The organism is Thermoactinomyces sp. CICC 10522 (assembly GCF_016055075.1).
Classification (GTDB): domain Bacteria; phylum Bacillota; class Bacilli; order Thermoactinomycetales; family Thermoactinomycetaceae; genus Thermoactinomyces_A; species Thermoactinomyces_A daqus.
This window is the reverse complement of the sequence record NZ_JAECVY010000010.1, coordinates 24,476-47,629: the sequence shown is the minus strand read 5'-3', so window position 1 is coordinate 47,629 and position 23,154 is coordinate 24,476. Positions and strand designations below refer to the sequence as shown.

Genomic DNA, 23,154 nt, shown 5'->3' with positions numbered 1-23,154 from the left:
TGTTTGTCCCCGTTTTGGCAAAAATTAAAAAAGGATGTTCATCCCTGCTTAAGGAGCCGGTCTATATCGTGAAGGGATCATTTTATCTCAATATTATTTTTTGGATAAAATAGTGTATTGCTCGATATCTTTAACAATTCGATTGATGGATTGCTGCCAAAAGTCCGGCCGGGAAAGCTTTATATGAAAGTGATCGTCAGCTAATTCTTCTATGGGTTTTGTTCCTGATTCTTTTAGAAAATACGTAAACTTTTGGGCAAATTGCTTTCCTTCTTTCTTTGCTGTTTCCAGAAGACCTACACTGAACAAATAACCAAAAGTATAAGGATAGTTGTAGAAAGGTACATCTGTTCTGTAAAACTGTATTGCTTTTATCCATTGAAAAGGCTGATATTGACTGAGACTGCCTCCAAAAGCTTCCTTCTGAGCTTCCATCGACAATTCCTCAATTTGACTGGCACTCAAGGGCCCAGATTTCCTTTTTTCATAGAAACGGGTTTCAAACAAATAAGCTCCCCTGACGGCCATCAGGTAATTGATACTCCTTTGCATTTTCCAATTGAGCAAGGATTTTTTCGTTTTTCGATCTTTTGACTCCCGGATCACGGTATCCACCAAAGCCAATTCAAAGAAAATGGAAGAGGTTTCGGCAATCGTCATTGGAAATTGGTCTTCCAGCAAGAATAAGGAGAGGCGGTCTTCCAGTTGACGATAATGCCAAGCGTGTCCCAGTTCATGAGCCAGAATCCGAACGCTCTCCATATTATTGTCATAGCGAAGGGAAATACGGGATTCCTTATCACTGATAAATGGAGCACAGAATCCATTTGAGGGCTTGTGCTTAAACGGTACGGCGTCCACCCACCTGTTGGCAAGGGCATATTGGGCAAAGTCACCCATATCCGGGCTCAGATCGTTTAACGCTTGAATGATCCATTCTACCCCACTGGGGAAAGGAATGGATTCCTGATGATCGTCGAGGGATAGCGTCATCAGTTGGTGCCATGAGAGTTGACTTTCTCCGGATTCGGATGCTTTCAAACCGAGATATGGAATAAGCTGAGGAAGATATCCATCAATTGCTTTCCACATTGCATCCAGCGTGGACCGGGCAATGCGATTTGATTTTAATGATTCTTCCAACAAATCTTTTTTGGCGGAACCGCAGAGTGTCAATCGAAAGCCGGCAATATGATTCAACACGGACGCAAATAACCCGGAATCCCGTTCCAAGGTTTGCGTAAGCGATTTGAACAGTCGTTCGCGCTGATATGGATCTGGATCGTTTAAGGCAATTCGATTCGCCTCACCGATTTTTTTTGATTTGCCTCGTCATGGACTGTGACTTCCAGTTTGTTCCGAAGCTGGATATACAAATCCTCCCATGCTTTCAACCCATCCACGGCAAGCTCCGCTGCAAAATCCTCCAAGACTCGGTAAGGGGAATTTCTTGTCTCGCGAAGTGCGGAAATTTCTGAAATAAAAGGGCGAATGGCAGGTTGATGAATCAGTTGTTCGAACTGATCATCGCTCATGGAGGCGAGACGGTGCCCCAAATCAGACAATAGGGTACGTATTCTGACTTTCAGAGAGGAGACACGGCTTTGTAATGAGGTAAGAATGGGATGTCCAGGGGTTTCAGCAGAAAGGCAATAATAAAATGAGTCTGCTTTTTCAATCTGTCTGACTGATTGAGATAAAAACAGAAGTTGGTCTTCATTGATCAAGTCAAAATCAGCGGATGATGTTTGAAAACGGTCGCTTAAACAAGTCAATGCAACCTCTAATTCCTTCAATTCTTTGGAAAGTGTGACTTCGATTTCTCCAGGATACAGGGAGTGGAGATCCCAGCGTGTTGGTCCGTCTGCCATCGGTTTCAATATGCAAATCCCTCCTTAAGTCCTGACTTTAAAGGCTACCTGTTTTAATATTCAGACATCCTCCCTTCAAATCTTATTTTTATATGAATTCATCACATTCATCAATCTTTCAGCTGCATGATCGCCAAAACATAACTCCAAATTTGCTTTTGATTCAGCAGCTGCTTCAGATGAATAAGCAAACATTTTTTCCTCATATATTTCGATTGCTTTTGAAACATTGTTTTGATTATCCATAATCGCTAACGCTAAATGATAAGCATCAAACATCGCCAGATTGACGCCTTCACCGGCAAACGGAGACATTAAGTGTGCAGCATCTCCAATCAGCGTGATCCTTGGATGGCGTTGCCATTTAAATCCGACTGGTAACATATAAATTCGCCGGGGAATTATTGTATCTTCTGCATAACGAATATAATTTTTCAATTGTTCATCCCAGTCGCCAAATAAGTCCAAAATGGCCTCTTTTGCTTTTTTCGGTTTGTTAAAAGGAATACCGCAACGGTCCAACCAATCCCGATTCACTTTCAGGCCAACATACACCTTAATCGTACCATTTCCGTTTAACTGACCAATAATGCCTTTTCCTTCATCAAGAGCAAATACTGTACCACGTTTATGAAATGACGCCAAATCAGGATGGTTCACAGCTGCGTTTACCACATTCATTTCCAACATCGTAAGACCTGAATAAGAAATATCCTCAGAAGCCAGTATTGGCCGCACCCGGGAAAATGCACCGTCTGCACCGATCACCAAATCTGCAATCTCAATCTGTCCGTTTTCAAAATGCAATTCGGTTTTGCCATTTTCCAATGGGATGCATTTATCAAGTTTATATCCATATTGAATGCACTCTTTATCTAACGCATTTAATAGTAATGCACATAATTCCCCCCGATCTATTTCCGGCCTGGCCCCATATTCTTCATCTGCATCCTCATCCAAATAAATCTTTCCTGTTTTATCAAACAAACGAAAGTCTTCACCCTCAAAACGGGCTTTGCTCAGAAATTGTTCATATACACCTGCTTCTTTTAAAACTAACTGCCCAGTATCTTCGTGAATATCCAAAGATCCACCTCTCTCCATATTTTTATCATCGGGTTCACGTTCATAAATAGTCGCTTTTATTCCGTTACGCTGTAAAATCAGGGCTAACATCAAGCCGCCCGGACCGCCACCGATGATCGCAATTGACTTTTCTTGCAATGTCATGATCCAAAACTCCTTTCCAAAAAAATTAGTTAACCTTATAAAATAATAAGAGCACCTAATTTGTTTTGTCAATGAATAAATTCCTATTATTCAGGATACTGGATAAACAGATGGGTATAAACTTTCTGGTCAATGTTTTTTAAAATCCCCTGATAAATTCTCCGCTGAAACGATTTTTCCCCATACCATTCCTAACTTCAGGTCAAATCTTTTAACTGCAAAACTTGATAAAGTGATCCCAATCATTGTCACTCATATAAAAACCATCTGCTCTTTTCTCATATTTAATGCCCTTTTCATCCATACATTTTACATTCGGCGAAAGATCACCATGATTTTTTCGTGGTTCTGTCGATGAACAGCCAACCATAACAAGCATTAAGAGAGATAAAGTGGAGATGGACATGAAAAGGTTTCTCATCCTAATTCCTCCCTTCAAGGATATCTTATACTAATACAAACAATAAAACTAATCAAAATTTTATTATACATAATAATTATCTGAACGAGAAGTGAATGATTCTTTTTTCGGTACGGTGACCCCTGTTTTTATATTCGGATCACCCCGACATCGAATATAATATATAAACGCTGATAGAGAAAGGAGCGGTCCCATGCTGGCGACTTTAAAAACCGTTCTGGTTGGAAAGACAAAAACCTTTCTTTTTCCTCTTGAGGGAAAACCGTGGCACAGCGCAATTAACAAAACAGAAACAGAAGGTGCCGTCTGGCTTGGAAGGACCAAACTTGAGGGGGATGATCAAGCGGATTTGAAGCATCATGGCGGACCGGAAAAGGCAGTACTGGGTTATGCTGACTCCCATTATCCCCTTTGGCGGCAGGAATTGAACCTCAGCGATTTTACCTACGGCGCATTTGGCGAAAATTTTGTCATCACTGATCAAACGGAAGAAACCGTATGCATCGGGGATATCTATCAAATCGGAAAGGCCATCTTGCAGATTTCCCAACCGCGTATTCCATGTTGGAAACCTGCCCGCCTTTGGGGGATCGATGATCTGACCAAGCGGATGGAAACAACCGGGCGGACCGGCTGGTATTTTCGCGTTCTGCAGGAAGGGGAGGTTCAAGCCGGGGAACAAGTGAGATTGCTTGATCGCCCCCACTCCGAATGGACAGTCTCCAAATGCAATGATCTTCTCCACCATAAGAAAGGTGATCAGAAAGCGTTCCTGGAGCTGGCTGCTTGTCCCGCATTGGCTGAAAGTTGGAGGAACATGTTAACCAAGCTGGCCGCGCGCATGTGACTTCTGCCTTTACCGGAGACGGGCCTTTTTTCACGGTCCGTTATTCATGAACCAGATGTTGGTTTATATTCATCTGAATCAAAATCAGTTCGTGATCAGGGGATAATTCAAAAATGTTCATTCCGGTATTATCCTGGCTGAGACGGCGATAGTTGCTCAGCGGCATCCCCAACATACCGGCGAGATAAATACGGTTAAACGAACTGTGAGCAACCACCAAAACCGTATCATCCGGATGCTTTTGCGCAAGTTCGGCAAAAAAGGACCTGCCCCGCTCCAATACCTCACAGGCTGTTTCCCCAGTACGACCTGCCCTGAATACTGCCGGGTTCTGGCACCACATTTCCCAGGATTCAGGGTCGGTCTTTGTAAACTCCGGCCGCGTTTTCCCTTCCCACTCTCCGAAATCCACCTCAACGATTCGCTCATCGCTCCGAACCGGAAGATCATGGTGCCGGGCGATGATTTCGGCAGTCGCACGCGCGCGTTTTAAAGTGGAGGCATAAGCGGCCGTAAAAGGAACCCCTTGCAAATACTCACTCACCCATTCGGCTTGTCTTTTTCCTGTCGCGGATAAATTGAGATCCGTCCGCCCGCAGTACCGGTTACCGTCATGATTCCATTCTGTCTCTCCATGCCTCAGCAAATAGACTCTGGTCAATCCGTTCCCTCCCACCGAAACATCCTTTTAATCGATAAAAGCATGGTAAGTAACGTATTTGAAGCAACATGGCTCGCGCCGCGGCAGTATAAATTGCAGCAACCTCTTCCCCCGATAAATTCTCGATATCCCGCAGGCATAACGTTCAATAAACGCGACTCCTTCCAGCTTAGCAGCAAAAGACACGGAAGCAGAAAGGGGGTCAATCCGAAAAGGAAACATATCCGCTGTTTACCTTGCCCCCGGCATCCAACAGCCTCCCGGATGCCGATGATTATAAAGGTGACCGTGCCAAACGTCAATCTTTTGGCCGGTCACCCTTTTTACGACCAAGGTTGCGACAGTCATCGCATTTCCTTCTCCGGGATGGATCGCACCACGAGGTATTCGGGCGGCTTAGGGGATACTGCTCCAATCCGTGATATGACGCACTACCGTTTGGATCTGTGCTTGTATTTGACAACCGGCCACTTCTCCTTCCGCAGCGCGTTCATCAACTCCGGCCCTGCATGCAAGTTGTCCTCTACCAGATCCCATGGAGTCAGCGCCATCCACTGGTTCAGCGACACATCAGCAAAACGGTCACTTTTGAACATCTCCAAAAACCACAGGCTTTGATCACCGGTGTTCTGGATGTAGTGCCCGAATGCAAACGGTACGTATCCGACATCACCAGCCCGGTAATCGAAAGTGCGGGCCGTGCCATTGGCCGCGAATACCGTCATGCGTGCTGTTCCTGCGATGTAATACTGCCATTCGTCGTTATTCGGATGCCAATGCATTTCCCGCATTCCTCCCGGCTTGACTTCCACCAGAGCAGCCGCGATCCGGAGTGAAATGAGGAAGTTGGTGGAATCAGCTATTCGCACGGTTCCTCCCGGCGTTACGATTGGCTTCTGCGCGAGCAGCCGGTGTGTGAAGCTTATCGGAACTGTCCCATATGGACTTGATACCTTCTCCCTTTCCAATGGGCCGGGCACTTTTGACTGGAATATGTAACGCTGCTTCTTCGGAATATGGGCAAATGCCCTTTTCGGCACACCGAAATTTGCCGCCAGCACGTCCTTCGGTGTGTGCGCAAACCAATCGGAGATGGTGAACGTATCGAGGTCTGAGAAGTTGCCGTCATCAAAGACGAGCAGAAACTCGCATCCTTCCTCCAGCCCTTGAATCGAGTGTGGAATTCCGGGGGGAAAGTACCACAAATCACCCATACCGACATCGGCTATGAAATTCCGACCGTTCTGATCAACCACAGTGATCCGCGCACGACCCCAAAGCACGAAAGCCCACTCCGCTTGTTTATGCCAATGCAACTCCCGTACCCCGCCCGGCGTCAGATACATGTTCACCCCTGCGAGCGTCGTTGCGACCGGCAACTCTCTGGCTGTTATTTGCCGGGACCAGCCGCCATGATCCAACACCATATTGGTGTCGGAAAAAGAAAACTTCAAGTTAGGGATCGTCCCGGCATCCGTGGACGGTGGAACGAGCATGTCAGGATTCTCAAGGTCGCGCATCACATCTCGCGGGCCTAAATCAACCCCACCGGCGCCATCTTTTCGGATAGGCTGTGGAGCATAAATATATGGGTAATTCTCAGGTCGTCTCACCATGAAAACTCCCCTTTATTTATTTAATAATTCTTATAAATTAATCTATTATGCAAATTCGCAAATATGTGGAACAGGGGTTTGATTGGATACGCATTCGGCCAAAAAGTTCAGGGGGGATCATAATCTAGCAAAACACTTTCGCTGCATGGAAATAATACGGGCCCAGACTGGCTCCATTTGGGCTTTCATCACATATGTTGGTACAAAAAATGAGGAGCAAGGAGGATCTCCATATTTTTTCATATTAAGGAACTACAGTATGAAGCGAAGCCGGAACGTCCCGATCCGGTCTACGCCAAAAAATTACAGGAAATTCTGGGCGGACAATTTGGTGAGATTACTGTCGCCATGCAATATTTGTTTCAGGGATGGAACTGTCGCTGCAAAACCAAATCGAAATACCGGGACCTGCTCTTGGATACAGGAACAGAAGAACTGGCGCATGTGGAAATGATCGCCACGATGATTGCGCGCTTGTTGGATAAAGCTCCGGTCAAAGAACAGGAAGAAGCCGCCAAAAATCCGGTGATCGAAGCAGCTATGGGGGGAATGAACCCGCAACATGTCATCGTCTCCGGTTTGGGCGCCTCCCCCACCGACAGCGTCGGTTATCCGTGGAACGCCCGCTACACCATCGCCAGCGGGAATCTGCTCGCCGATTTCCGGGCCAATCTCAACGCGGAATCTCAAGGCCGGTGTTTTATTCTTCAAAATAAAAAATCAAAACGAAATTCAGGATTTGTCGGGATCTCTTTTGCTTTGGTGAATATATCGTTTCCAGTCTCCGCTTTTTACATATAAATCCTCCGAGACTCCCCGATTCCAAAGATAAACCCAGGCGATCGCTTTTTCTCCGTTTTGCAAATTCACTTCCCTTAATCGCCGTAAATAGAGACTACCTTCTTCATCATCCTCCTGATAATCCTCCAGCCAATCCAAATCTTTCAATACATCCCAATAGTACTCTTCTTTAATCACCATCAATTCCCCCTGAATCGTATCCTCTCCCTCAATCACGCACGGATAACTTAATTCCGTATTTACACTGTACATCTTTCCTTTCATCGCAGCCGGTATTTCGCTTGCCGTTTTATTTTGCAGAATCCGTTTATAATTTTCCAAGCCGGAACGTAATGTTCCGTAAACAAAAACAGGGATCTTTGTCATCTCATCTTTGCTCTTCATCTCATCATCTCCTTCATCACCATTACTCTACCAGACCGGCAAAAAAGAAAAAACCGGCTCCCCGATCCGAGGGTTGACGCCGGTTAAGATTCCAAACCAAGTGAGACTGAACCTATATTTTTTTTGCCTCTGTTACCTTTGCCCCATTTTCTCCGCTATAGTTTTGCTTGTATTCAACCAAGCCGATTTCGCATCCTTCCCCAATGATGACATTATTTCCCCGCACCACATCGGCCTTGATATTTTCGAGATCGAGATCATCCCCTTCAATCACTTCCGCTTTCAGGGTGTCATCAGCCAAAAGGAACAGCGACTTGATCAAGCGGTTAAAACGGGAACCGCCTTTCCTCACGCTGATCTTTTCTCCACCGATCTCCTTCGCACGGCAGGTCCCGTACAGCTTCACATCAATTGTGCCGGCGTTTAATAATCTGCCGATCGTAAAAATTCCGGAGGCCTCAAAAACTTCAGCTTCACAATCTTTCTCCACATCGATCGACCCTTTCAGCTTCAATTCCTCCACACTCAGGCAACCGTTCACTTTGGCAGCACCGGATATTTTCAAGGTTTTGCATTTCAGGTCATCGCTGCTGGATGTACCCTGGATATGAATTTCCTCAGAGTCCAACCTTCCCGAGAATTCTGCTGTTCCATTAATCGTTACTTTCTTTGCCTTTACATTCCCATCCACTTTCAGTGCACCGTTAACTTTTAAATGGCTGCACTCCAAATCTCCTGCAATCTTGCCCGTCCCACTGATTTTCACGTGATCAAACGTTCCTCCGGAAGCACTCCCGCTCCCGGAGATCACCAGGTCTCTCATCTTATCCCGTTCCACTCTGCATCCCCCGTTCTATTCCATCCTTAATCTCAATTCTTCCAAGAGATCAGCCAAACTCAAGCGCAGCAGAACATTCACTTCGGGATCAAAAAAGATCTCCGTTGCCCCCGCCAAAATAAACGCCGAAACCCCCATTTTGCGAATAAAAACGAGTTCTCCGTTTTTCCCTTTCAAGCCGCCGGCATGCAGAACCAAAGTTTTAAGCAGCAATTTCCCTTCTTCCAAGCTTATTTGCCCGCTTTGCAACGCCTTTTCCAGCACAAACAACTGAAAGATTTGATCAAAAGTGAAAACATTCTTCTCCCCGTTCTGCTCCGTAAAAATCCGGACAACCAACTCCGAAACAATGTTTCGTTTCAAACATTCTTCTTTTGACAGCGTAACTTGTTTAAGATCAGGCATAAAATGGCGGGCGATTTCATCCAGCGAAAGGTCATCCTTCATGCTTTTGATTTTGTTGATCCGCCCCAGGATCTTTTCACGTGGAAAAAATGTTTCCTGTCCGGTATAAGTAGATTTGCGGATAAACCAATCTTCCGGAATCAGATTTTTTCGTTTCCAACGGTATAGCTGGCCGTACGAAATCCCGGTCATCTCGAGCAGTTCCTTTTTGGAAATCAACTCTTGCTCCATCGCGAACACCCCCTCCGCTTTTATTGTAACATAACACTGTTACGTTGGAGAAGAGGTTTTTCATCTTTAAAAAACCTGATGCGGACGACGATAACCCTCTCGACAGGGGCTGCTCCACGATCCAGGCCCTTCATGAATCTGAAAAAAGTGAATCAGGAACAAAGCGTGACCGCCCTCGCAAGTGCAACCATTTTTTGCTATTCTGGAAGAAACCACGCTTGATTTACTAATCCGGACGGGGCTTTCCTTGGCGCCCGATTCTGATGGGGGATGCGAATGGACAAAATCATTTTCCTGGTAAATCCAAACGCCGGAAACAAAGAACTGATCACAAATGTCGATGCAGTATCCCGGCGCTTTCAAGAGATCGCCGATAAAATCGAGATTTGTCATACTTCCAGGCCGGGGGACAGTGCGAGAATTATCGGTGAACAGGGGGCATGTGCGGATCTCGTAATTGCTGTTGGCGGGGACGGAACCGTTCATGAATGCGTCAATGCGCTGGCAAAGTTAAGGAATCCGCCTTTATTCGCCATGCTGCCCGGCGGCACTTGCAACGACTTCGCCAGAACACTGGGCATCTCCCAGGACTACCGGGAAGCGGTTGAACAGATCATCCATTTAAAAGAGCGGAAAGTCGATATCGGAAAACACGGAGACCGCTATTTTCTCAACTTTTGGGGAATCGGACTCATCACGCAGGTCTCCGAAGAGATCCGCGGTGATTTAAAAGAGAAGTTTGGGCGCCTTTCCTACTATCTCAGCGCCGTGCAAACACTGAATCATCAGGAAGCGTTTGAACTGGATATCGAAGCGGATACTGCCGCTTTTAAAGGAAAAGCAACGATGGTGCTGGTTGGAAACGGCTCTTTTATCGGAGGGGTAAATGCTTACTTCCCGCAGAGCAGCGTCACCGACGGCTGGCTCGATGTCCTGATTTTCAAGGAGGTTTCCTTCAGTTCTTTCTGGTCGATGCTCACATCTTACCTGACTTCGGAAGAGCCGGAAGGAAAAGATCTGGTTTATTTTCACGCCAAAAAAGTCCGTGTAAAAACGACTCCCCCATTGAAAGTGGACTGTGACGGCGAAAAAAACAGTTATACCCCTGTAACCCTCTCCATCTTGCCCGGCCATCTGCGGATGGTGGTCGGGGATGACAAGGCCCTGAATGAGCGAAAAGGGTACCAGGATCCGTAAACCGTTAAAAAGACACGTCACTTTTGCTTTGCAACCGGCCACCATTTATTGATCATAATCGGGATAATGGTTCCACCCAACCCAAGCCCGAACGCGATCGCTCCCGAGATCAAAAAGGTTTGCGACGCCGATTGAATCGCGGCAATGTAATTGCTTTCCACCAGTTGTCTCATGGTGTGATAGGCGATCCCCCCGGGCACAAGAGGAATAATCCCGGAAACATTAAAGGCGAGAACCGGCATCCGGTAAATCCGGGCGAGACATTGGCTGATCGCTGTTACCGCAAACGAGGCCACTACCGTGGCAAAAACCTGGGCCAAATGGTTCCGGCTCGATAATCCCATATAAAGCACCCAACCGATCGCCCCGATCAGCCCGCCGGGAACCAACGCTTTTTTAGGAGCATTGAAAAGGATGCCAAAGCCTGCTGAAGCCATGAAACTGACTAAGAACGCAACGATCATTCAACATATCCCTTCCTTTTTCACTGCTTACCAGACGGCAATCACCACTGCAATGCCGGTTCCGATCGCAAACGCGGTTAAAAAAGCTTCAGCTCCCCTCAGCATTCCCGAAGACAAATGGCCTTTCATGAGATCACTGACGGCATCGGTGATCAGCACACCCGGAACAAAGGGCATGACCGAGCCGATGATAATGCGGTCAACCTCTTTTCCCAATCCGAACAAAACCGCCAGTTTCGCAACCACCCCAATGAGGCAGGACGCCAGAAGTTCGGAGAAAAATCGAACAGAAACAAATCGCTTTGAAAACAAAAAAAGAAAATAACCGAGTCCCCCATCGATAAAAGCCGGCAAAAAATCCTTCCAGCTCCCCTGAAACATCAGGGTAAAACAACCGCTCACCAACGCGGCTGCCGTGATTCTCATACCGGGCGGGTAGGGCGACGAATCCCGTTCCATCTGTTTCAATTTCTCTTTCACTTCTTCCAATGTACAAAATTCCCGGCTCACTTTTCGTGACAGATCGTTAACGAGGGTAACCCTGTGCAAATCGGTCGACCGTTTCGTTATCCGAACCAATTTGGTGTAATCCTCCGCTTGTCCCGGTTTCCTCATCGAAAGGATAATCACCGTTGGAGCCACAAAAACCTCAATCGATTCAATCCCGCCGCTCGATGCCAATCTTGCGATCGTATCTTCCACCCGATAGGTTTCCGCTCCGCTTTCCAGCAGCAACTTTCCCGCCAGCAAACAGATCTCCATCATTTCGCTTATGGAATGAGCGTGTTTCATTCGTAATCCCGCTTTCTCCCCTTTTGGTAGGATCGTTTTTCCGTTTATTGGAATCAAGTAAAGGCTCTTGCCTTGAAAGCAGGAGCCTTTCGCTCTTTTCCCGCATCCGGATCCGTTCCATCACCAACTGGCCTTTTTGACACCGGGAATTTGCCCTTTATAAGCCAATTCACGGAAGCAGATGCGGCAGAGCCCGAACTTGCGCAATACCGAATGCGGTCGTCCGCAACGTTTGCAACGCGTATAGGCGCGAACTTTGAATTTCGGTTGACGCTCGGACTTCACAATCATTGATTTTTTCGCCAACAGATTCCCTCCTTTTTTACGGAAATCAACGTGGTGATCCATCCGTATTTTGGAAAAGCCTTGTTTTATTATGTGATACAACCAAAAAATTAAAAGGAACCCTCTGTAAAAAGGCTCCTTTTAAAATATCCTCGCAGTTCAGCACTTCATCCCGTGCGCTGGGGATGGGCACTTTCATCGATCACCTGCCATGAACCAGACTTAAAGCATAGCGCTTTTCCCGTTCCAGCAGCCCTTGTTTCACTTTTTCCCATTCCTGATTGGTAATTGAATACAACACGGCGTTTCGGATATATCCATTGTGTAGGATACGTTCATTGCGCAAAATGCCCTCTTTAACGGCACCCAGACGCTCGATCGCCGCTTGAGACCGCAGATTGCGCTCATCGGTCTTCAGCTGAACCCGGATCAATCCCAGTTCTTCAAAGCAAAATTGCAACAGCAAAAACTTGGCTTCGGAATTGACAAACGTTCTCTGATACTCCACTCCGTACCAAGTCGATCCCAGTTCGCAGCATCGTTGCTTTCCGTTCATGTTAAAAAGCCTGGTCGCTCCGGCCACCTGGTTTGTATCCTTGATGATGACGACAAACGGTAAGGCCGTCTTTTCCAGGCGCAGTCGGATCGCTTCTGCCACCCAGTCTTCCATCTCTTTTTCCGTCCTTATCTCGGTCAGCGTATAGGTCCAGATCGACGGGTCGTTGATTTTGAAAAGCGGCTTTACATGCTCGAATTCCATCGGGACAAGCCGGATTCTTTTCCCTTCCAAAACAGGCGGATTTTCAAAGAGTGTGTCATTCATATTGTACGGCCCCTTCTATTCTTTCAGATAGGTGAATCGAACAATGTCCGAGGATCTCCCCGTCCCACTTCAGTTGCAACTCATCCCCGTTTTTAACTGCTCCCACGCCGGCCGGGGTTCCCGTATAGATGAGATCGCCGGGCCCGATGCCGAAATGGTCGGCGCAAAATGAAATGATTGTATCCAGGTCGAAAATCATGTCGCTGAGGCTGCCGCGCTGAACTTCTTCGCCATTTTTAATCAGGGAGAAAGAGCGGGCTTTGCACACTTCCGTCCCGGGAAATTCCCGAAACTCCGTGATGACGGCAGAGTTGGGAAATCCTTTGGCCAGAAGCCAGGGATGGCCTTTCTTTTTCAATTCGCTCTGTACATCGCGCAAGGTAAAATCGATGCCGAGGGCAAAACGATCCACCACATCCTCCGCTTTCATTCCCGTTTCGTACGGTTTGGCGATCTGAATGACAAACTCTGTTTCATAATGAATTTCCCCGCGGTCACCGGGCAAATCGATCACCTGCCCCCGGGCTTGGATAAGCGCATGAGTCGGTTTGGAAAAAATCATCGGAGATTTGGGAACCTCATTGCCCAGTTCCGCTGCATGCAAAACATAATTGCGGCCAACACAGTAAATATTGCGAATCGATTCCATTACTGGGACCTCTTTTCTTCTGTCATCTTTATTAAAAAAAGCAGGACTTCCCGCTTCATCTATTTTGATCAAGCGGGAAGGGTTTTCACTCAGTGTTGCTTAAAGCGCTTTGACCATTCCGCCGTCAACGAGCAGAGCCTGGCCGGTAATATAGGTATTGGCGAAGGAACCGAGGAAAGCTACGGCCCTGCCGAATTCTTCAGGCAGTCCATACCGGCCGAGCGGGATTTGTCCGCTCATTTCCGCTTTCACTTCGTCAACGGATTTCCCGCTTGCTTCGGCTTTGGCCTGATCCAATTCGGCTACGCGGTCTGTGGCGATCCGTCCGGGAGCAACTGTATTGACCAAAATTTGATCCTTGGCCAGTTCCACCGACAAACTCTTCGTCAGGGCATTTACCCCGGCACGGATCGTATTGGACAAAATCAGCCCCTGGATCGGCTGTTTGATGGAGGTCGAAGTGATCGTAACAATCCTTCCGCCTCCCTTGGCCCGCATATAAGGCAAGCTGGTCCGAATGAGCCGGATCGCGCTGAGCAAATTGAGTTCAAATGCCCCCATCCATGCCTCATCGGCAAAGTCGTCAAACGTCCCTCCCGGAGGACCACCGGCATTGGTCACAAGCACATCCAGACCGTTTCCGGCCTCCGCTGCCGTCTTCACCGCCCGCTCGATATCTTCTTCCCGCGTCACATCCATTTGTACTACAGTCACTTTTTGCCCTGTCGCCAATTCAATTTCCCCCGCCGCCCGCTTCAGTTCTTCCAGGTTGCGGCTCGCGATGGTCACCTTGGCACCTTCCCGCGCAAACTCAAGTGCACTTGCCTTCCCCAGTCCTTTGCTTGCTGCTGTAACCAGAACTGATTTTCCCTTTAATCCCAAATCCATTGCTTCATTCCTCCTTCTCTTTCTAATCATAGAATGAAAAGTTATCTTCCTGCCACTCACTTATTCCCCCGTGCAGGCTTCATGGAGCAAGTCGGCGAGATGGACTGCTTTCATCCGGTTTTCCAAACCGGCCCTCCTGATCCCCAGACGCATCTGCAGCAAACAACCCGGATTGGAAGTGACCAAAATCTCCGCATCGGTTTCTCTGACCGCCTCCATTTTCCGGTCGAGCACCTTCATGGAAGTCTCATATTGGATCAAATTGTAAATACCGGCTGAACCGCAACATTCCCCGGCTCCGCATAGTTCAACCACTTCGGCCCCCGGAAGGGAGTGAAGTAACTTTCGGGGAGCGGAAATAACATTTTGTACATTTCTGAGATGGCAGGAGTCCTGATAGGTAATACGACAGGAAATCTTCTTCTTAAAGGGGAGCGGCCCGCATTCCTCCAACAGCGTACTGAGATCCCGGCACTTTGCGGCAAAGGCCTGCGCTCTTTTCGCCCATTCCGGCTCATCCGACAGCAAGTGGTGATACTCGGCCAGCATTGCTCCGCATCCTCCCGCATTGGTAACCACCCAATCGGCACCGGACCTTTCAAACGCTTCGATGTTGCGTTTGGCCAGCTTCTTGGCCTGACTGATTTTACCTGCATGAGCATGAAGCGCCCCGCAACAGGTTTGCCCTTTGGGCAGAATGGTTTCGCATCCGACTGCGGCTAACAATTCGATACTCTTTCGGTTCGTCTCAAAAAAGAGCGAGTCCATGATACAACCCGTAAAAAAAGCAACACGGGCTTTTTTCCCCTTGCGTGGAGCGAGCCTCTCTTTCCTTCCAAAAAAAGAGAGAGGAAAGGGGGCCGCAGGCAACGCCGCAGCAAACTCCCCCAAATGGTATGGCAAGAACCGGCTGAACCCCAAGACTTCAACCAATCTGGCAAACCCCGTCTTTTGGTAAAACCACAGTATCCCGCTCAGTGCTTTTAAACGGCCGGGATATGGAAACAACCACTGAAAAATGAGTTTCTCCAACCAGCGGAACAGCGGCGTTTCCGCTTTTTTCTCCTGTTTGGCCCCGTGAATCGCCTGTTTGGCGCCTTCCAAAATTACGCCGTACTTCACTTCCGCCGGACAGGCCACTTCGCAGGCACGACAGCCCAGACACAGGTCAATCGGCCCGGCCAGATGCTGCAACACATCGATTTTCCCCTCCGCCGCCGCTTTTACCAAGGCGATCCTGCCGCGGGGTGAGGCTGATTCTTTTTCCAACACCTTGTATGTCGGGCAAACCGGAAGGCAATACCCGCACTTGACACACTTGAATGTCTCATCATGAGGAAGGAGCTTTTGCCATTCATTCACTCGGTCAACACCACCCGCGTTTGACCCGGCTGCGGAAAGATTTTAAACGGATTCAAAATATTGTTCGGATCCCATGCCTGTTTGATGCGGCGCATCATATCCAGACCGGCGGGACCGAGCTCCATCTCCATAAAGGCAGGCTTCATGGTTCCGATGCCGTGCTCTCCCGACAAGGTTCCGCCCAATTCCACCGCGGCTTTGAAAATCTCTGCAACAGCTTCTTCAACCCGCTTCATCTCATCCCGATCCCTGCTGTCGGCAATAATATTGGGATGCAAATTTCCATCTCCCGCATGCCCGAACACGACCAGATGGAGCTGGTACTTTTCCCTGATTTGCCTGAGCCGCTCCAGCATCTCCGGAATTTTGCTGCGCGGCACCGTCGCATCCTCGGAGATTTTCGTCGGTTTTACCTGACTGATTGCCGGAGATACCAGCTTTCTCGCTTTCCAAAGTTCCGCCCGTTCCGCTTCATCCGCGGCCAGCCGCACCTCCCTGGCTGCATATTGCCGGCAAATTTGCGCTGCTTTTCGGATTTCCTCGTCAACCGCCGCCGGGTGCCCGTCCACTTCCAGCAGAAGAATTGCTGCTGCATCAAGCGGCAACCCCGACGGTTGATAGTTTTCCACGGCCCGGATCGAGGCTTGATCCATCATCTCCAGCTTTGCCGGAAGGATGCCGTTTTTCAGGATACCGCTGATGGCCCGCCCGGAATCGACAATCTCATCAAAAATGGCCATCAGCGCTTTACGGGCCGGAGGTTTGGGAATAAGGCGGAGAACCGCTTTGGTAATGATGCCGAGCGTTCCTTCCGAACCGACGATCAAGGAGGTGAGATCATATCCGGTTACATTTTTGACCGTCATCCCTCCGGTGCGGATGATCTCTCCCTGCGGAGTAACCACTTCCAGCCCGATAACATAATGCTTGGTCACCCCGTATTTGAGCCCGTGGGGGCCCCCGGAATTTTCGGCCAGGTTCCCACCGATTGTCGAAACGTTGGAACTGCTGGGGTCGGGCGGGTAGAAGAGCCCTGCTTTCTCCGCTTCCCTTTGCAGTTCTGCCGTCGTAATCCCCGGCTCGACGAAGGCGATTAAATTGTCCCGGTCAATCCTGAGCAATTTATTCATCCGCGTCATCGCCAGGACGATCCCGCCGGCCACGGGAAGAGGGCCGCCGCTGAGGGAAGTCCCTCCTCCCCTCGGCGTCACGGGAATTTGTTCCCGGTTGGCCAGCTTCATAATTTCCGCGATTTCCGTCGCGCTTTGCGGAAAGACGACAACATCCGGAAGATAGGTTCCAAAAGACGCATCAAACGCATAGGTGTAACGCTCATCGAGCGAAAGCAAAACTCGCTCCTCATCCGTGATGCGAATCAGCTCCTTTACAATACTTGGATCCAACCCCATCTCCTCTCCCCTCCTTCCTGCTTCCACCAAACGAAGAACCTGCCGCTTCACCCAGGCCAAAATCCTTCCACACTTGTCATATAATCAGATGTCTATTTAGTAATTTTCTATTAATAAAGCGATAATCCTATCTGTTTTTAATATTTTTTGTCCTCCGCTCAATTAAAATAGAAGTAATTTCCCCATTCGTTACGAATATATATTTGAACAGCATTAAAAGGAGGAAGTTGCATGAACAGGCTGATAAAGCTGATTTTACTCTCCGTTTTTGTAACCGGAACCATTTTCATGACCTCCATTGCCGGCGCTCATGCTGCAACAGGGGCACAAATGAAAGCCTTGTCGGAAAGCCCGAAACAGGTTGTCGCCAAAACGGTTAAGCTGGCTTCTCACGGAAAAACCATCAACAGTGAAAGATTTGGCATCGGTTCAAAAGGAACTTGCATTCAAAAGGTTTGGGGACAGCCTGATCAAGGCTCAGATGAAGCATATCTTTACTACAATGATCGAAAAATATCTTTTCAACTCGAAAACAACCGGGTCACCTGGATTACTTCTTTTGATCAAAGACTGGAGAACATCACGGTCACCGACGTAGAAGAAACAGCCGGAAAACCTGAGCAGGTCGTTTACGGGGAGGACGGGATTTACTTTCAATACAAAGAAGGAAAATATCGACTTGAATTCGTATTTTATTATGATGAAAACAATAAACCCGGAACATTCAAAGAAATTTACGTTCATAAAAAATAAATGATGTTGGCCAAACCGCCCCATTGGAAAACCGGGCGGTTTTTGTCTACGAGAGCCATACTCCGCTTCCGATTTCGATTGCCGTTAACGGAAAAGCCCATTCCCGCAAAATCGGGAACAGGCTTTTGTATTACGTCCAAATGCGGCGGCGAATGTCGAGAAAAGAATAAATGACGCTGCTTGCCAATCGCTCCGGTTCAACATCGAGGGCAATCACTTTCTTATGATTCCATCGTGTGAGCGCCTTTTTCCGTTCGGACATGAGTTCCTCCACGGCAATTTGCCGGTAGACATCCAGTTCATGATTCGGTTCTTTTTGCAAAATCTCGGTCCACTTCGGTTCCTGCATCGAAACAGTCAAAACGAGGTGGCGTTTTTTCGCCAGGGTTACCATGCGGTACAACGAATCGGCAAAAGCAACGTTTGCCGCATCGGTAAACAACGTGACCAAGGTCTGCTTTTTCAGGAAAGGGGCGGCCGCCTCCCATGCAGCCAAGTAATCCGACTCGACATCATCCGGCGCTAAATCATAGACGCCTTCAATGATTTTATTGAGATAGGCCATCCCTTTTCCCGGCGGAATCATCCGCAACATCCGGTTTGAAAAAGCGATCACACTCACTTGCTCCCCCCGGTCCAGGGCAATCGCCGCATAGCCCAAAGCAGCTTCCAAAGCGCGATCCAAACGGGATTCCCCGTCATTCTGCACCCCCATCAGCCGTCCGCAGTCGATAAAAATCGCAACCTGTTGCCCTGTTTCCGGCTGATAGACATTACTGACCAGTTTGCCGCGCCGGGCCGTGCCCATCCAGTTGATTTGGCGCGGATCATCATCCGGACGGTATTCCCGGATATGGGAAAACTCCTGTCCCCGGCCAAAAACCCGCGCAATCGGCTGCCCTTCAGAGGCGGGCATGCTCCGGTAGAATCCCTGTTTTACCCGGCGAACCGGTTCCAAACGGGGATAAACATCGACGGCCAGCCGCGCCGGAATCCGCTCTTCATAATGAAACAACTTCCATTTGCTTTCCATGCGCACATGCAAATCGTGAAAGAAATGCTTTCCCCGGCGATGTGGCCGGGCCGTATAAACAATCGCCTGTTCTGTCTCTCTTTTCCACTCGATTTGAAATGTCCGCTGATTGACCGAAAACCCATGGGGGAAATCATCCCGCACCCACATCGTTCCGACCGCGGGAGCTGAAGCATGGAGCGACAGGCGGATCTGATTCTCTTCTCCGAGTTCAAACAGAGCCTTTGCTTCCCGTTTCCCCCCGAACTTCGGCATTTTCCTTAATTGGAGCAATTCGATCGCCACCAGCCCGAGCAGGATTCCGTTTGAAAGGAGGAAAAACAGACCGCCAAGCCCCCACCAAGCACCAAATCCGGTGATCAAAACACTGAAAAAAACCAGCCGCAGAAAGCGGGGGGCCGGGATGACCGCTCTACCTTGGAACCATTGAAGCTTCCATAATTTCTGCCAAAACATCATCCGCTTTCCATCCCTCCAGTTCCCCCTCAGGATATAAAAGGATGCGATGCCTGAGCGCCGGTTTGATCAATCTCTTTACGTCGTCCGGTGTCACAAAGGTCCGTCCGCTCATCGCAGCTTCCGCCTTGCTGAGGGACAGAATGGCTAGGCCCGCACGCGGACTGGCCCCCAGCATCACTTTGGGATGTCGGCGGGTGGCGCGCAACATTTGCAACAAATATTGAACGACCGAAGGATCAACAGATATTTGCTCCAAGTCATTACGTATCGCCAATATCTCTTCCATCCCGACGATCGGTTTCAAGGTTATTTCTTCTCTTCCCCCGATCCGGTGGCCGGCGAGCAACTGCTCCTCCTCCTTTTCCTCCGGATAATCGACAACCAGCTTGACGGCAAAGCGATCCAACTGCGCCTCGGGCAAGGAATACGTACCTTCATATTCAATCGGATTTTGTGTTGCGGCGACAAAAAAGAGTGGAGATAAGGTGTAAGTCTCCCCGTCAATTGTGATTTGTTTTTCTTCCATCGCTTCCAACAGGGCCGATTGCGTTTTCGGCGGTGTACGGTTAATTTCATCAGCAATCAGGATATCGGCAAAAATCGGGCCCTTCCGAAACGTAAACTTTCCCGATTGCATATCATACACTTTGGTTCCGGTCACATCGGAGGGCATCAGATCCGAAGTAAACTGCAGACGGGAACAGGAACAGTCGACGATTCGGGCCAGCGTCCGGACGAGCAACGTTTTTCCGAGTCCCGGAACTCCTTCCAAGAGGACATGTCCCCCGACCAAAAAGCTGGCCCACAGAAAACGGATATTCTCTTCCTGTCCGAGCACAACCTGATTGATGGCTTGCATCGCCTGTTCGCTCACCTTTTGGATGCGGTCAACGTTGATGACGTAACTCCCCACTGCTCAATCTCCTTTCTCAATTTCCGTAATGTCCGACTCCACTCCACAAAAATGTAGGAGGTCAGTTTTCGGTCTGCATCGGCTGCATCCTGAATCAGGCGGGCAATGTTTTCATAGTTTCGGCGAAATTCCGATCCCATCGCGACTTCCAGCTGATGCAGCAACTCCGCTTCCGATTCATGCCCCCGCATCCGCAGTTTTTGCAATATCGCCAAATGCAACTGTTCCTTCATAAAAAGCAGTGCTTCCATTCTCAGATTGGAACGGCGATACAATCTGGACATTGCATCAATATATTCCATCGAATCGCGTTTTTCGACCACTTGTTCCATTCGCGGAGAAGCAAATCGTTTTCCGCGGGCAAACAGCCATAAAAGTGTCAGCAAAACGATCTGCACCAGCACAAATCCGCCGTTGATCCCCAATGCGGCCAAAAAAGTGACTGCCGACGGCTCCGGGATCCCTTCATCCTGAATCGGAGGCAGCTCGTCCGTTTCCGTGGAGGGTGCTTCACCTTGTCCCAGCAAGGAGTGACTCGTTTCATCAAACCAAACCGCCTTCTGAAAGGGATTGGATACCATCCACAGCAACAGGGCAATGTGATCGGCCTTATCAATATTTTTATTTGCGATTATCGAGGGGTCCGGGACATAAACAATCCGCCCCTGACCTGACTGTTTATACCCAACCAACAGATGGTTTTGATCATCCTTCAGAACCGGAATAATTCCTTGTCTGGGAGCAATGCACGTGGCACTTTTCCAGCTCAGAAATTGAACTTCGTCCAGCCATTCCTGATGAAATTGCGGTTTTACCCTGACATACTCCTCACCGAATCGGCAGGATTGCCCCGAGAACCGGAAAGCTTTGCTCCAATCCGAATCAGGAGCAGACCATAACACCACCTGGTTTCCCCGGCTCACCCAGTTCAGCAATGCGCGGAGGCGCTCCGGATTCGGTTTATTTGTTTGCGGATTGACAAACATCAACGTATTTCCGGAACCGGAGGGCAGGTTATTTTCGGTTTCCAGCGGTTTCGCCGGAACACCCCGTTCAGACAAAAACTCCGACAATGCTTTTACCCCTGTCGGTTCCGGGTTTTGCGAAGACCAAGGAACTTTTTCCGCGACATTCGACCACTCAAGCCAGATCAGACCGGCGAGGAAGCAGGCAATGATGGCCAAGACGATTCCAATCCCGATTTTATTCTTCCGCATCTTTGTTCCCACTCTCTGCAAACTTCATCGCACCTTCTAAATAGCGCTCATATTCAGCCGGTTCAATCCGCATGTGTCCATACCAGATTTCATCAAACCGCTGGCTCAGCCGGCAAAAAAGAGACGCTTTTTCCGGCCACGTTTGACTGATCTGATCCCGTTGTTCCCCATTGGTCTGACCGGGGAGTTCTTCCAATTTCCGCCGTTTATATGTATAAAACAACACATAATGATATAACGCGCGAACAGCGAAACGGTAATCGCCCAGACCGGCATAACGCTCTGCTTTTTCAAGCCAAGGGATCTCCTGTTCCGGAGTTTCTTCATGGACCGGTCCTTTTTTCACCCGCTTCATCCAATAGCGGAGCAAAATCCATCCAATACCGAGAACCAGACAACAGAGGAAGAGAATGAAAATTCCCAGCATCGTGTCTTCCAGCAAAGACGAATTCATCCAGCCGGGAAGGTGAAATTGCGGCAAAGTCGTGGTTTGCCTGCCGTATTCGGGCTTTGCCAAAATCTCTTCCAATTGCCGGTGGGCCTTCTCAAAATCTGCAGCGATAAACACTCACCCCCATCAAAGGTGATGCAAAATGTCATGCCCTTCTTTCTTGATTCGTTCATTCACAAAAACCAATGCCAGATAAATCGGGATCACCGGATAAAGGAAGGGCGCGATGAGCAATTGATATCCGTACACAACGGTCAAAAGCAGCCAGTCTGGCGATGACACAACGGCCACTCCGTACAGTTCCGCGGGCACGAGATAAGGAATGGAGAGGATGAAGGAAAGAATAAATATATGCAAGGCGATCATCCCCGCTGAGCCTTTTGTCAAAGACCAACTCCGCTTCAGGGACCCCAGGACCGTCCCTCCCTCTTCATGGATCACCGGGATGACAAAAGAAAATTTGGCAAAGAAATAAAGCCCCGGCACGCAAATGGCCAGGAAAGAAACAAAAGAAGCGGCCAAGACCGAAAAATCCGCATCCGCGCCGGATTGTGTCAAAACAGCAATCGGAACACCGATGATCCCGATGATCACCAAAAAAAGGGCAAAATAGAACAAACATAAAATCAGCTGGGCAAGCCACACTTTTCGACCGTTTCGCCAGGCGGCGCGAAACAAAAATCGGAGGCCAGCTTCCCCGCTTTGAACTGACTGATATATTGCATTTTGCAAAAATGGGTAAAGAAAAAGGAGAAAAACCAATATTTCGGCAACTTCAACGCCGATCATTTCCATTGCCGATACTGCGCTTGGAGAAACCATCTGTTTCACATCCATCCAGTTAAACCACAGGGCAAACGGCAGATTCCCCAAAAATGACAACAACCAGTACGGTTTCAGATGACGGCGCAGTATGCGGAATACGCCATCCAACAGCTCCCGCTTCCCATATGGAGCATGGTATGAACGTTCCTTCACTGCCTCACCTCCCAACGAAAACATTATAACTGAATTCATTGCCTAAAGGTTGTGTCATACTGGAAAATTCTTTAACAGGATTGACAAAATACGCATGCTTATTTACAATTACTTTATCGCTTAAAAGCGTATAAGCTTAAAAGCAATAAAGAAAACCGTATATTTTCTCATCTGCA

Annotated in this window: 25 protein-coding genes and 1 pseudogene; 4 read left to right on the top strand and 22 right to left on the bottom strand. The window is 48.5% G+C overall.

Annotated elements, in window-relative coordinates; genetic code table 11:
• Nucleotides 1–93 precede the first annotated feature (93 nt).
• The 4 genes from I8U18_RS13220 to I8U18_RS13205 form a co-directional block, all read right to left on the bottom strand.
• A complete protein-coding gene (locus tag I8U18_RS13220; RefSeq protein WP_160173931.1) occupies nt 94–1,203 on the bottom strand; it encodes a M3 family metallopeptidase in 1,110 nt (369 codons plus the stop codon).
• 83 nt (nt 1,204–1,286) lie between these two features.
• Nucleotides 1,287–1,880, bottom strand: a complete 594-nt coding sequence (locus I8U18_RS13215; protein WP_198056391.1) for a gluzincin family metallopeptidase — start codon at nt 1,878–1,880, stop codon at nt 1,287–1,289.
• Nucleotides 1,881–1,946: 66 nt separating this feature from the next.
• On the bottom strand, nt 1,947–3,101 hold the full coding sequence (locus I8U18_RS13210) for an FAD-dependent oxidoreductase (RefSeq protein ID WP_198064821.1): 1,155 nt from the start codon (nt 3,099–3,101) through the stop codon (nt 1,947–1,949).
• Between the two features lie 211 nt (nt 3,102–3,312).
• Nucleotides 3,313–3,522 (bottom strand): hypothetical protein, encoded by a 210-nt coding sequence (locus I8U18_RS13205; RefSeq protein WP_033102273.1) that lies wholly within the window; start codon nt 3,520–3,522, stop codon nt 3,313–3,315.
• A gap of 193 nt (nt 3,523–3,715) precedes the next feature.
• On the opposite strand from I8U18_RS13205, the gene I8U18_RS13200 reads away from it, so the two are divergent.
• Nucleotides 3,716–4,369: an MOSC domain-containing protein gene (locus tag I8U18_RS13200; protein ID WP_198064820.1), complete on the top strand. Its 654-nt coding sequence runs from the start codon at nt 3,716–3,718 to the stop codon at nt 4,367–4,369.
• Between the two features lie 40 nt (nt 4,370–4,409).
• On the opposite strand, the gene I8U18_RS13195 is transcribed toward I8U18_RS13200, so the two are convergent.
• Nucleotides 4,410–5,030, bottom strand: a complete 621-nt coding sequence (locus I8U18_RS13195) for a histidine phosphatase family protein (RefSeq protein WP_198064819.1) — start codon at nt 5,028–5,030, stop codon at nt 4,410–4,412.
• Between the two features lie 431 nt (nt 5,031–5,461).
• A complete protein-coding gene (locus I8U18_RS13190; RefSeq protein WP_198064818.1) occupies nt 5,462–6,646 on the bottom strand; it encodes an oxalate decarboxylase family bicupin in 1,185 nt (394 codons plus the stop codon).
• 231 nt (nt 6,647–6,877) lie between these two features.
• Between I8U18_RS13190 and I8U18_RS13185 the strand changes: the two are divergent.
• Nucleotides 6,878–7,342: pseudogene (locus I8U18_RS13185) on the top strand (manganese catalase family protein); the annotation flags it as partial.
• A gap of 36 nt (nt 7,343–7,378) precedes the next feature.
• On the opposite strand, the gene I8U18_RS13180 reads toward I8U18_RS13185, so the two are convergent.
• From I8U18_RS13180 to I8U18_RS13170, 3 genes are all read right to left on the bottom strand, one after another.
• Nucleotides 7,379–7,831, bottom strand: coding sequence for a gamma-glutamylcyclotransferase family protein (locus I8U18_RS13180; RefSeq protein WP_033102274.1), 453 nt, complete (start codon nt 7,829–7,831; stop codon nt 7,379–7,381).
• A 112-nt stretch (nt 7,832–7,943) separates the two neighbouring features.
• Complete coding sequence (locus I8U18_RS13175; protein ID WP_052154440.1) at nt 7,944–8,669, bottom strand: polymer-forming cytoskeletal protein; 726 nt, start codon at nt 8,667–8,669, stop codon at nt 7,944–7,946.
• 15 nt (nt 8,670–8,684) lie between these two features.
• Nucleotides 8,685–9,305 (bottom strand): YhbD family protein, encoded by a 621-nt coding sequence (locus tag I8U18_RS13170; RefSeq protein WP_033102275.1) that lies wholly within the window; start codon nt 9,303–9,305, stop codon nt 8,685–8,687.
• Between the two features lie 276 nt (nt 9,306–9,581).
• Here I8U18_RS13170 and I8U18_RS13165 point away from each other — a divergent pair, with 276 nt between their 5' ends.
• Nucleotides 9,582–10,502 carry a diacylglycerol/lipid kinase family protein gene (locus I8U18_RS13165; protein ID WP_198059454.1) on the top strand — a complete coding sequence of 307 codons (921 nt, stop codon included), beginning with the start codon at nt 9,582–9,584 and terminating at the stop codon, nt 10,500–10,502.
• 17 nt (nt 10,503–10,519) lie between these two features.
• Here the strand turns inward: I8U18_RS13165 and I8U18_RS13160 are convergent, their stop codons facing one another.
• From I8U18_RS13160 to I8U18_RS13125, 8 genes are all read right to left on the bottom strand, one after another.
• Entirely contained in the window at nt 10,520–10,966 is a 447-nt protein-coding gene (locus tag I8U18_RS13160) for a threonine/serine exporter family protein (protein ID WP_033102276.1), read from the bottom strand.
• Between the two features lie 27 nt (nt 10,967–10,993).
• Nucleotides 10,994–11,758, bottom strand: a complete 765-nt coding sequence (locus tag I8U18_RS13155) for a threonine/serine exporter family protein (RefSeq protein ID WP_198064817.1) — start codon at nt 11,756–11,758, stop codon at nt 10,994–10,996.
• Nucleotides 11,759–11,878: 120 nt separating this feature from the next.
• The gene (locus I8U18_RS13150) at nt 11,879–12,064 is read right to left on the bottom strand and encodes a type Z 30S ribosomal protein S14 (protein ID WP_033102278.1); all 186 of its coding nucleotides are present in this window, start codon (nt 12,062–12,064) and stop codon (nt 11,879–11,881) included.
• A gap of 181 nt (nt 12,065–12,245) precedes the next feature.
• Nucleotides 12,246–12,866, bottom strand: a complete 621-nt coding sequence (locus I8U18_RS13145; protein ID WP_198056384.1) for a GNAT family N-acetyltransferase — start codon at nt 12,864–12,866, stop codon at nt 12,246–12,248.
• On the bottom strand, nt 12,859–13,515 hold the full coding sequence (locus I8U18_RS13140; protein ID WP_033102279.1) for a fumarylacetoacetate hydrolase family protein: 657 nt from the start codon (nt 13,513–13,515) through the stop codon (nt 12,859–12,861). The genes I8U18_RS13145 and I8U18_RS13140 overlap by 8 nt, the downstream gene beginning before the upstream one ends.
• A gap of 99 nt (nt 13,516–13,614) precedes the next feature.
• A complete protein-coding gene (locus tag I8U18_RS13135; protein ID WP_033102280.1) occupies nt 13,615–14,403 on the bottom strand; it encodes an SDR family oxidoreductase in 789 nt (262 codons plus the stop codon).
• A 60-nt stretch (nt 14,404–14,463) separates the two neighbouring features.
• Nucleotides 14,464–15,765: a (Fe-S)-binding protein gene (locus tag I8U18_RS13130; protein WP_198056383.1), complete on the bottom strand. Its 1,302-nt coding sequence runs from the start codon at nt 15,763–15,765 to the stop codon at nt 14,464–14,466.
• On the bottom strand, nt 15,762–17,174 hold the full coding sequence (locus tag I8U18_RS13125; protein ID WP_198056382.1) for an FAD-binding oxidoreductase: 1,413 nt from the start codon (nt 17,172–17,174) through the stop codon (nt 15,762–15,764). The genes I8U18_RS13130 and I8U18_RS13125 overlap by 4 nt, the downstream gene beginning before the upstream one ends.
• Nucleotides 17,175–17,405: 231 nt before the next feature.
• On the opposite strand from I8U18_RS13125, the gene I8U18_RS13120 reads away from it, so the two are divergent.
• Nucleotides 17,406–17,927, top strand: a complete 522-nt coding sequence (locus tag I8U18_RS13120) for a DUF4309 domain-containing protein (RefSeq protein WP_198064816.1) — start codon at nt 17,406–17,408, stop codon at nt 17,925–17,927.
• 130 nt (nt 17,928–18,057) lie between these two features.
• On the opposite strand, the gene I8U18_RS13115 is transcribed toward I8U18_RS13120, so the two are convergent.
• From I8U18_RS13115 to I8U18_RS13095, 5 genes are read right to left on the bottom strand one after another with little or no spacing between them, the layout of a single operon-like run.
• Nucleotides 18,058–19,419, bottom strand: a complete 1,362-nt coding sequence (locus I8U18_RS13115) for a DUF58 domain-containing protein (RefSeq protein ID WP_198059456.1) — start codon at nt 19,417–19,419, stop codon at nt 18,058–18,060.
• Nucleotides 19,373–20,332, bottom strand: a complete 960-nt coding sequence (locus I8U18_RS13110) for an AAA family ATPase (RefSeq protein ID WP_309485183.1) — start codon at nt 20,330–20,332, stop codon at nt 19,373–19,375. The genes I8U18_RS13115 and I8U18_RS13110 overlap by 47 nt, the downstream gene beginning before the upstream one ends.
• Nucleotides 20,290–21,549 (bottom strand): DUF4350 domain-containing protein, encoded by a 1,260-nt coding sequence (locus I8U18_RS13105; protein WP_033102285.1) that lies wholly within the window; start codon nt 21,547–21,549, stop codon nt 20,290–20,292. The genes I8U18_RS13110 and I8U18_RS13105 overlap by 43 nt, the downstream gene beginning before the upstream one ends.
• Entirely contained in the window at nt 21,536–22,117 is a 582-nt protein-coding gene (locus tag I8U18_RS18245; RefSeq protein ID WP_198056379.1) for a DUF4129 domain-containing protein, read from the bottom strand. The genes I8U18_RS13105 and I8U18_RS18245 overlap by 14 nt, the downstream gene beginning before the upstream one ends.
• A 9-nt stretch (nt 22,118–22,126) precedes the next feature.
• The gene (locus I8U18_RS13095) at nt 22,127–22,978 is read right to left on the bottom strand and encodes a DUF7544 domain-containing protein (protein ID WP_198064815.1); all 852 of its coding nucleotides are present in this window, start codon (nt 22,976–22,978) and stop codon (nt 22,127–22,129) included.
• Nucleotides 22,979–23,154: the final 176 nt, after the last annotated feature.

What these genes read in the sequence shown, in the direction of transcription:
- I8U18_RS13120 (WP_198064816.1), top strand. Translation starts at nt 17,406, where the DNA reads ATGAACAGGCTGATAAAGCTGATTTTACTCTCCGTTTTTGTAACCGGA.
- I8U18_RS13180 (WP_033102274.1), bottom strand. Translation starts at nt 7,831, where the DNA reads ATGAAGAGCAAAGATGAGATGACAAAGATCCCTGTTTTTGTTTACGGA.
- I8U18_RS13145 (WP_198056384.1), bottom strand. Translation starts at nt 12,866, where the DNA reads ATGAATGACACACTCTTTGAAAATCCGCCTGTTTTGGAAGGGAAAAGA.
- I8U18_RS13105 (WP_033102285.1), bottom strand. Translation starts at nt 21,549, where the DNA reads ATGCGGAAGAATAAAATCGGGATTGGAATCGTCTTGGCCATCATTGCC.
- I8U18_RS13210 (WP_198064821.1), bottom strand. Translation starts at nt 3,101, where the DNA reads ATGACATTGCAAGAAAAGTCAATTGCGATCATCGGTGGCGGTCCGGGC.
- I8U18_RS13135 (WP_033102280.1), bottom strand. Translation starts at nt 14,403, where the DNA reads ATGGATTTGGGATTAAAGGGAAAATCAGTTCTGGTTACAGCAGCAAGC.
- I8U18_RS13115 (WP_198059456.1), bottom strand. Translation starts at nt 19,419, where the DNA reads ATGATGTTTTGGCAGAAATTATGGAAGCTTCAATGGTTCCAAGGTAGA.
- I8U18_RS13155 (WP_198064817.1), bottom strand. Translation starts at nt 11,758, where the DNA reads ATGAAACACGCTCATTCCATAAGCGAAATGATGGAGATCTGTTTGCTG.
- I8U18_RS13190 (WP_198064818.1), bottom strand. Translation starts at nt 6,646, where the DNA reads ATGGTGAGACGACCTGAGAATTACCCATATATTTATGCTCCACAGCCT.
- I8U18_RS13165 (WP_198059454.1), top strand. Translation starts at nt 9,582, where the DNA reads ATGGACAAAATCATTTTCCTGGTAAATCCAAACGCCGGAAACAAAGAA.
- I8U18_RS13200 (WP_198064820.1), top strand. Translation starts at nt 3,716, where the DNA reads ATGCTGGCGACTTTAAAAACCGTTCTGGTTGGAAAGACAAAAACCTTT.
- I8U18_RS13125 (WP_198056382.1), bottom strand. Translation starts at nt 17,174, where the DNA reads ATGGGGTTGGATCCAAGTATTGTAAAGGAGCTGATTCGCATCACGGAT.
- I8U18_RS13140 (WP_033102279.1), bottom strand. Translation starts at nt 13,515, where the DNA reads ATGGAATCGATTCGCAATATTTACTGTGTTGGCCGCAATTATGTTTTG.
- I8U18_RS13205 (WP_033102273.1), bottom strand. Translation starts at nt 3,522, where the DNA reads ATGAGAAACCTTTTCATGTCCATCTCCACTTTATCTCTCTTAATGCTT.
- I8U18_RS13160 (WP_033102276.1), bottom strand. Translation starts at nt 10,966, where the DNA reads ATGATCGTTGCGTTCTTAGTCAGTTTCATGGCTTCAGCAGGCTTTGGC.
- I8U18_RS13170 (WP_033102275.1), bottom strand. Translation starts at nt 9,305, where the DNA reads ATGGAGCAAGAGTTGATTTCCAAAAAGGAACTGCTCGAGATGACCGGG.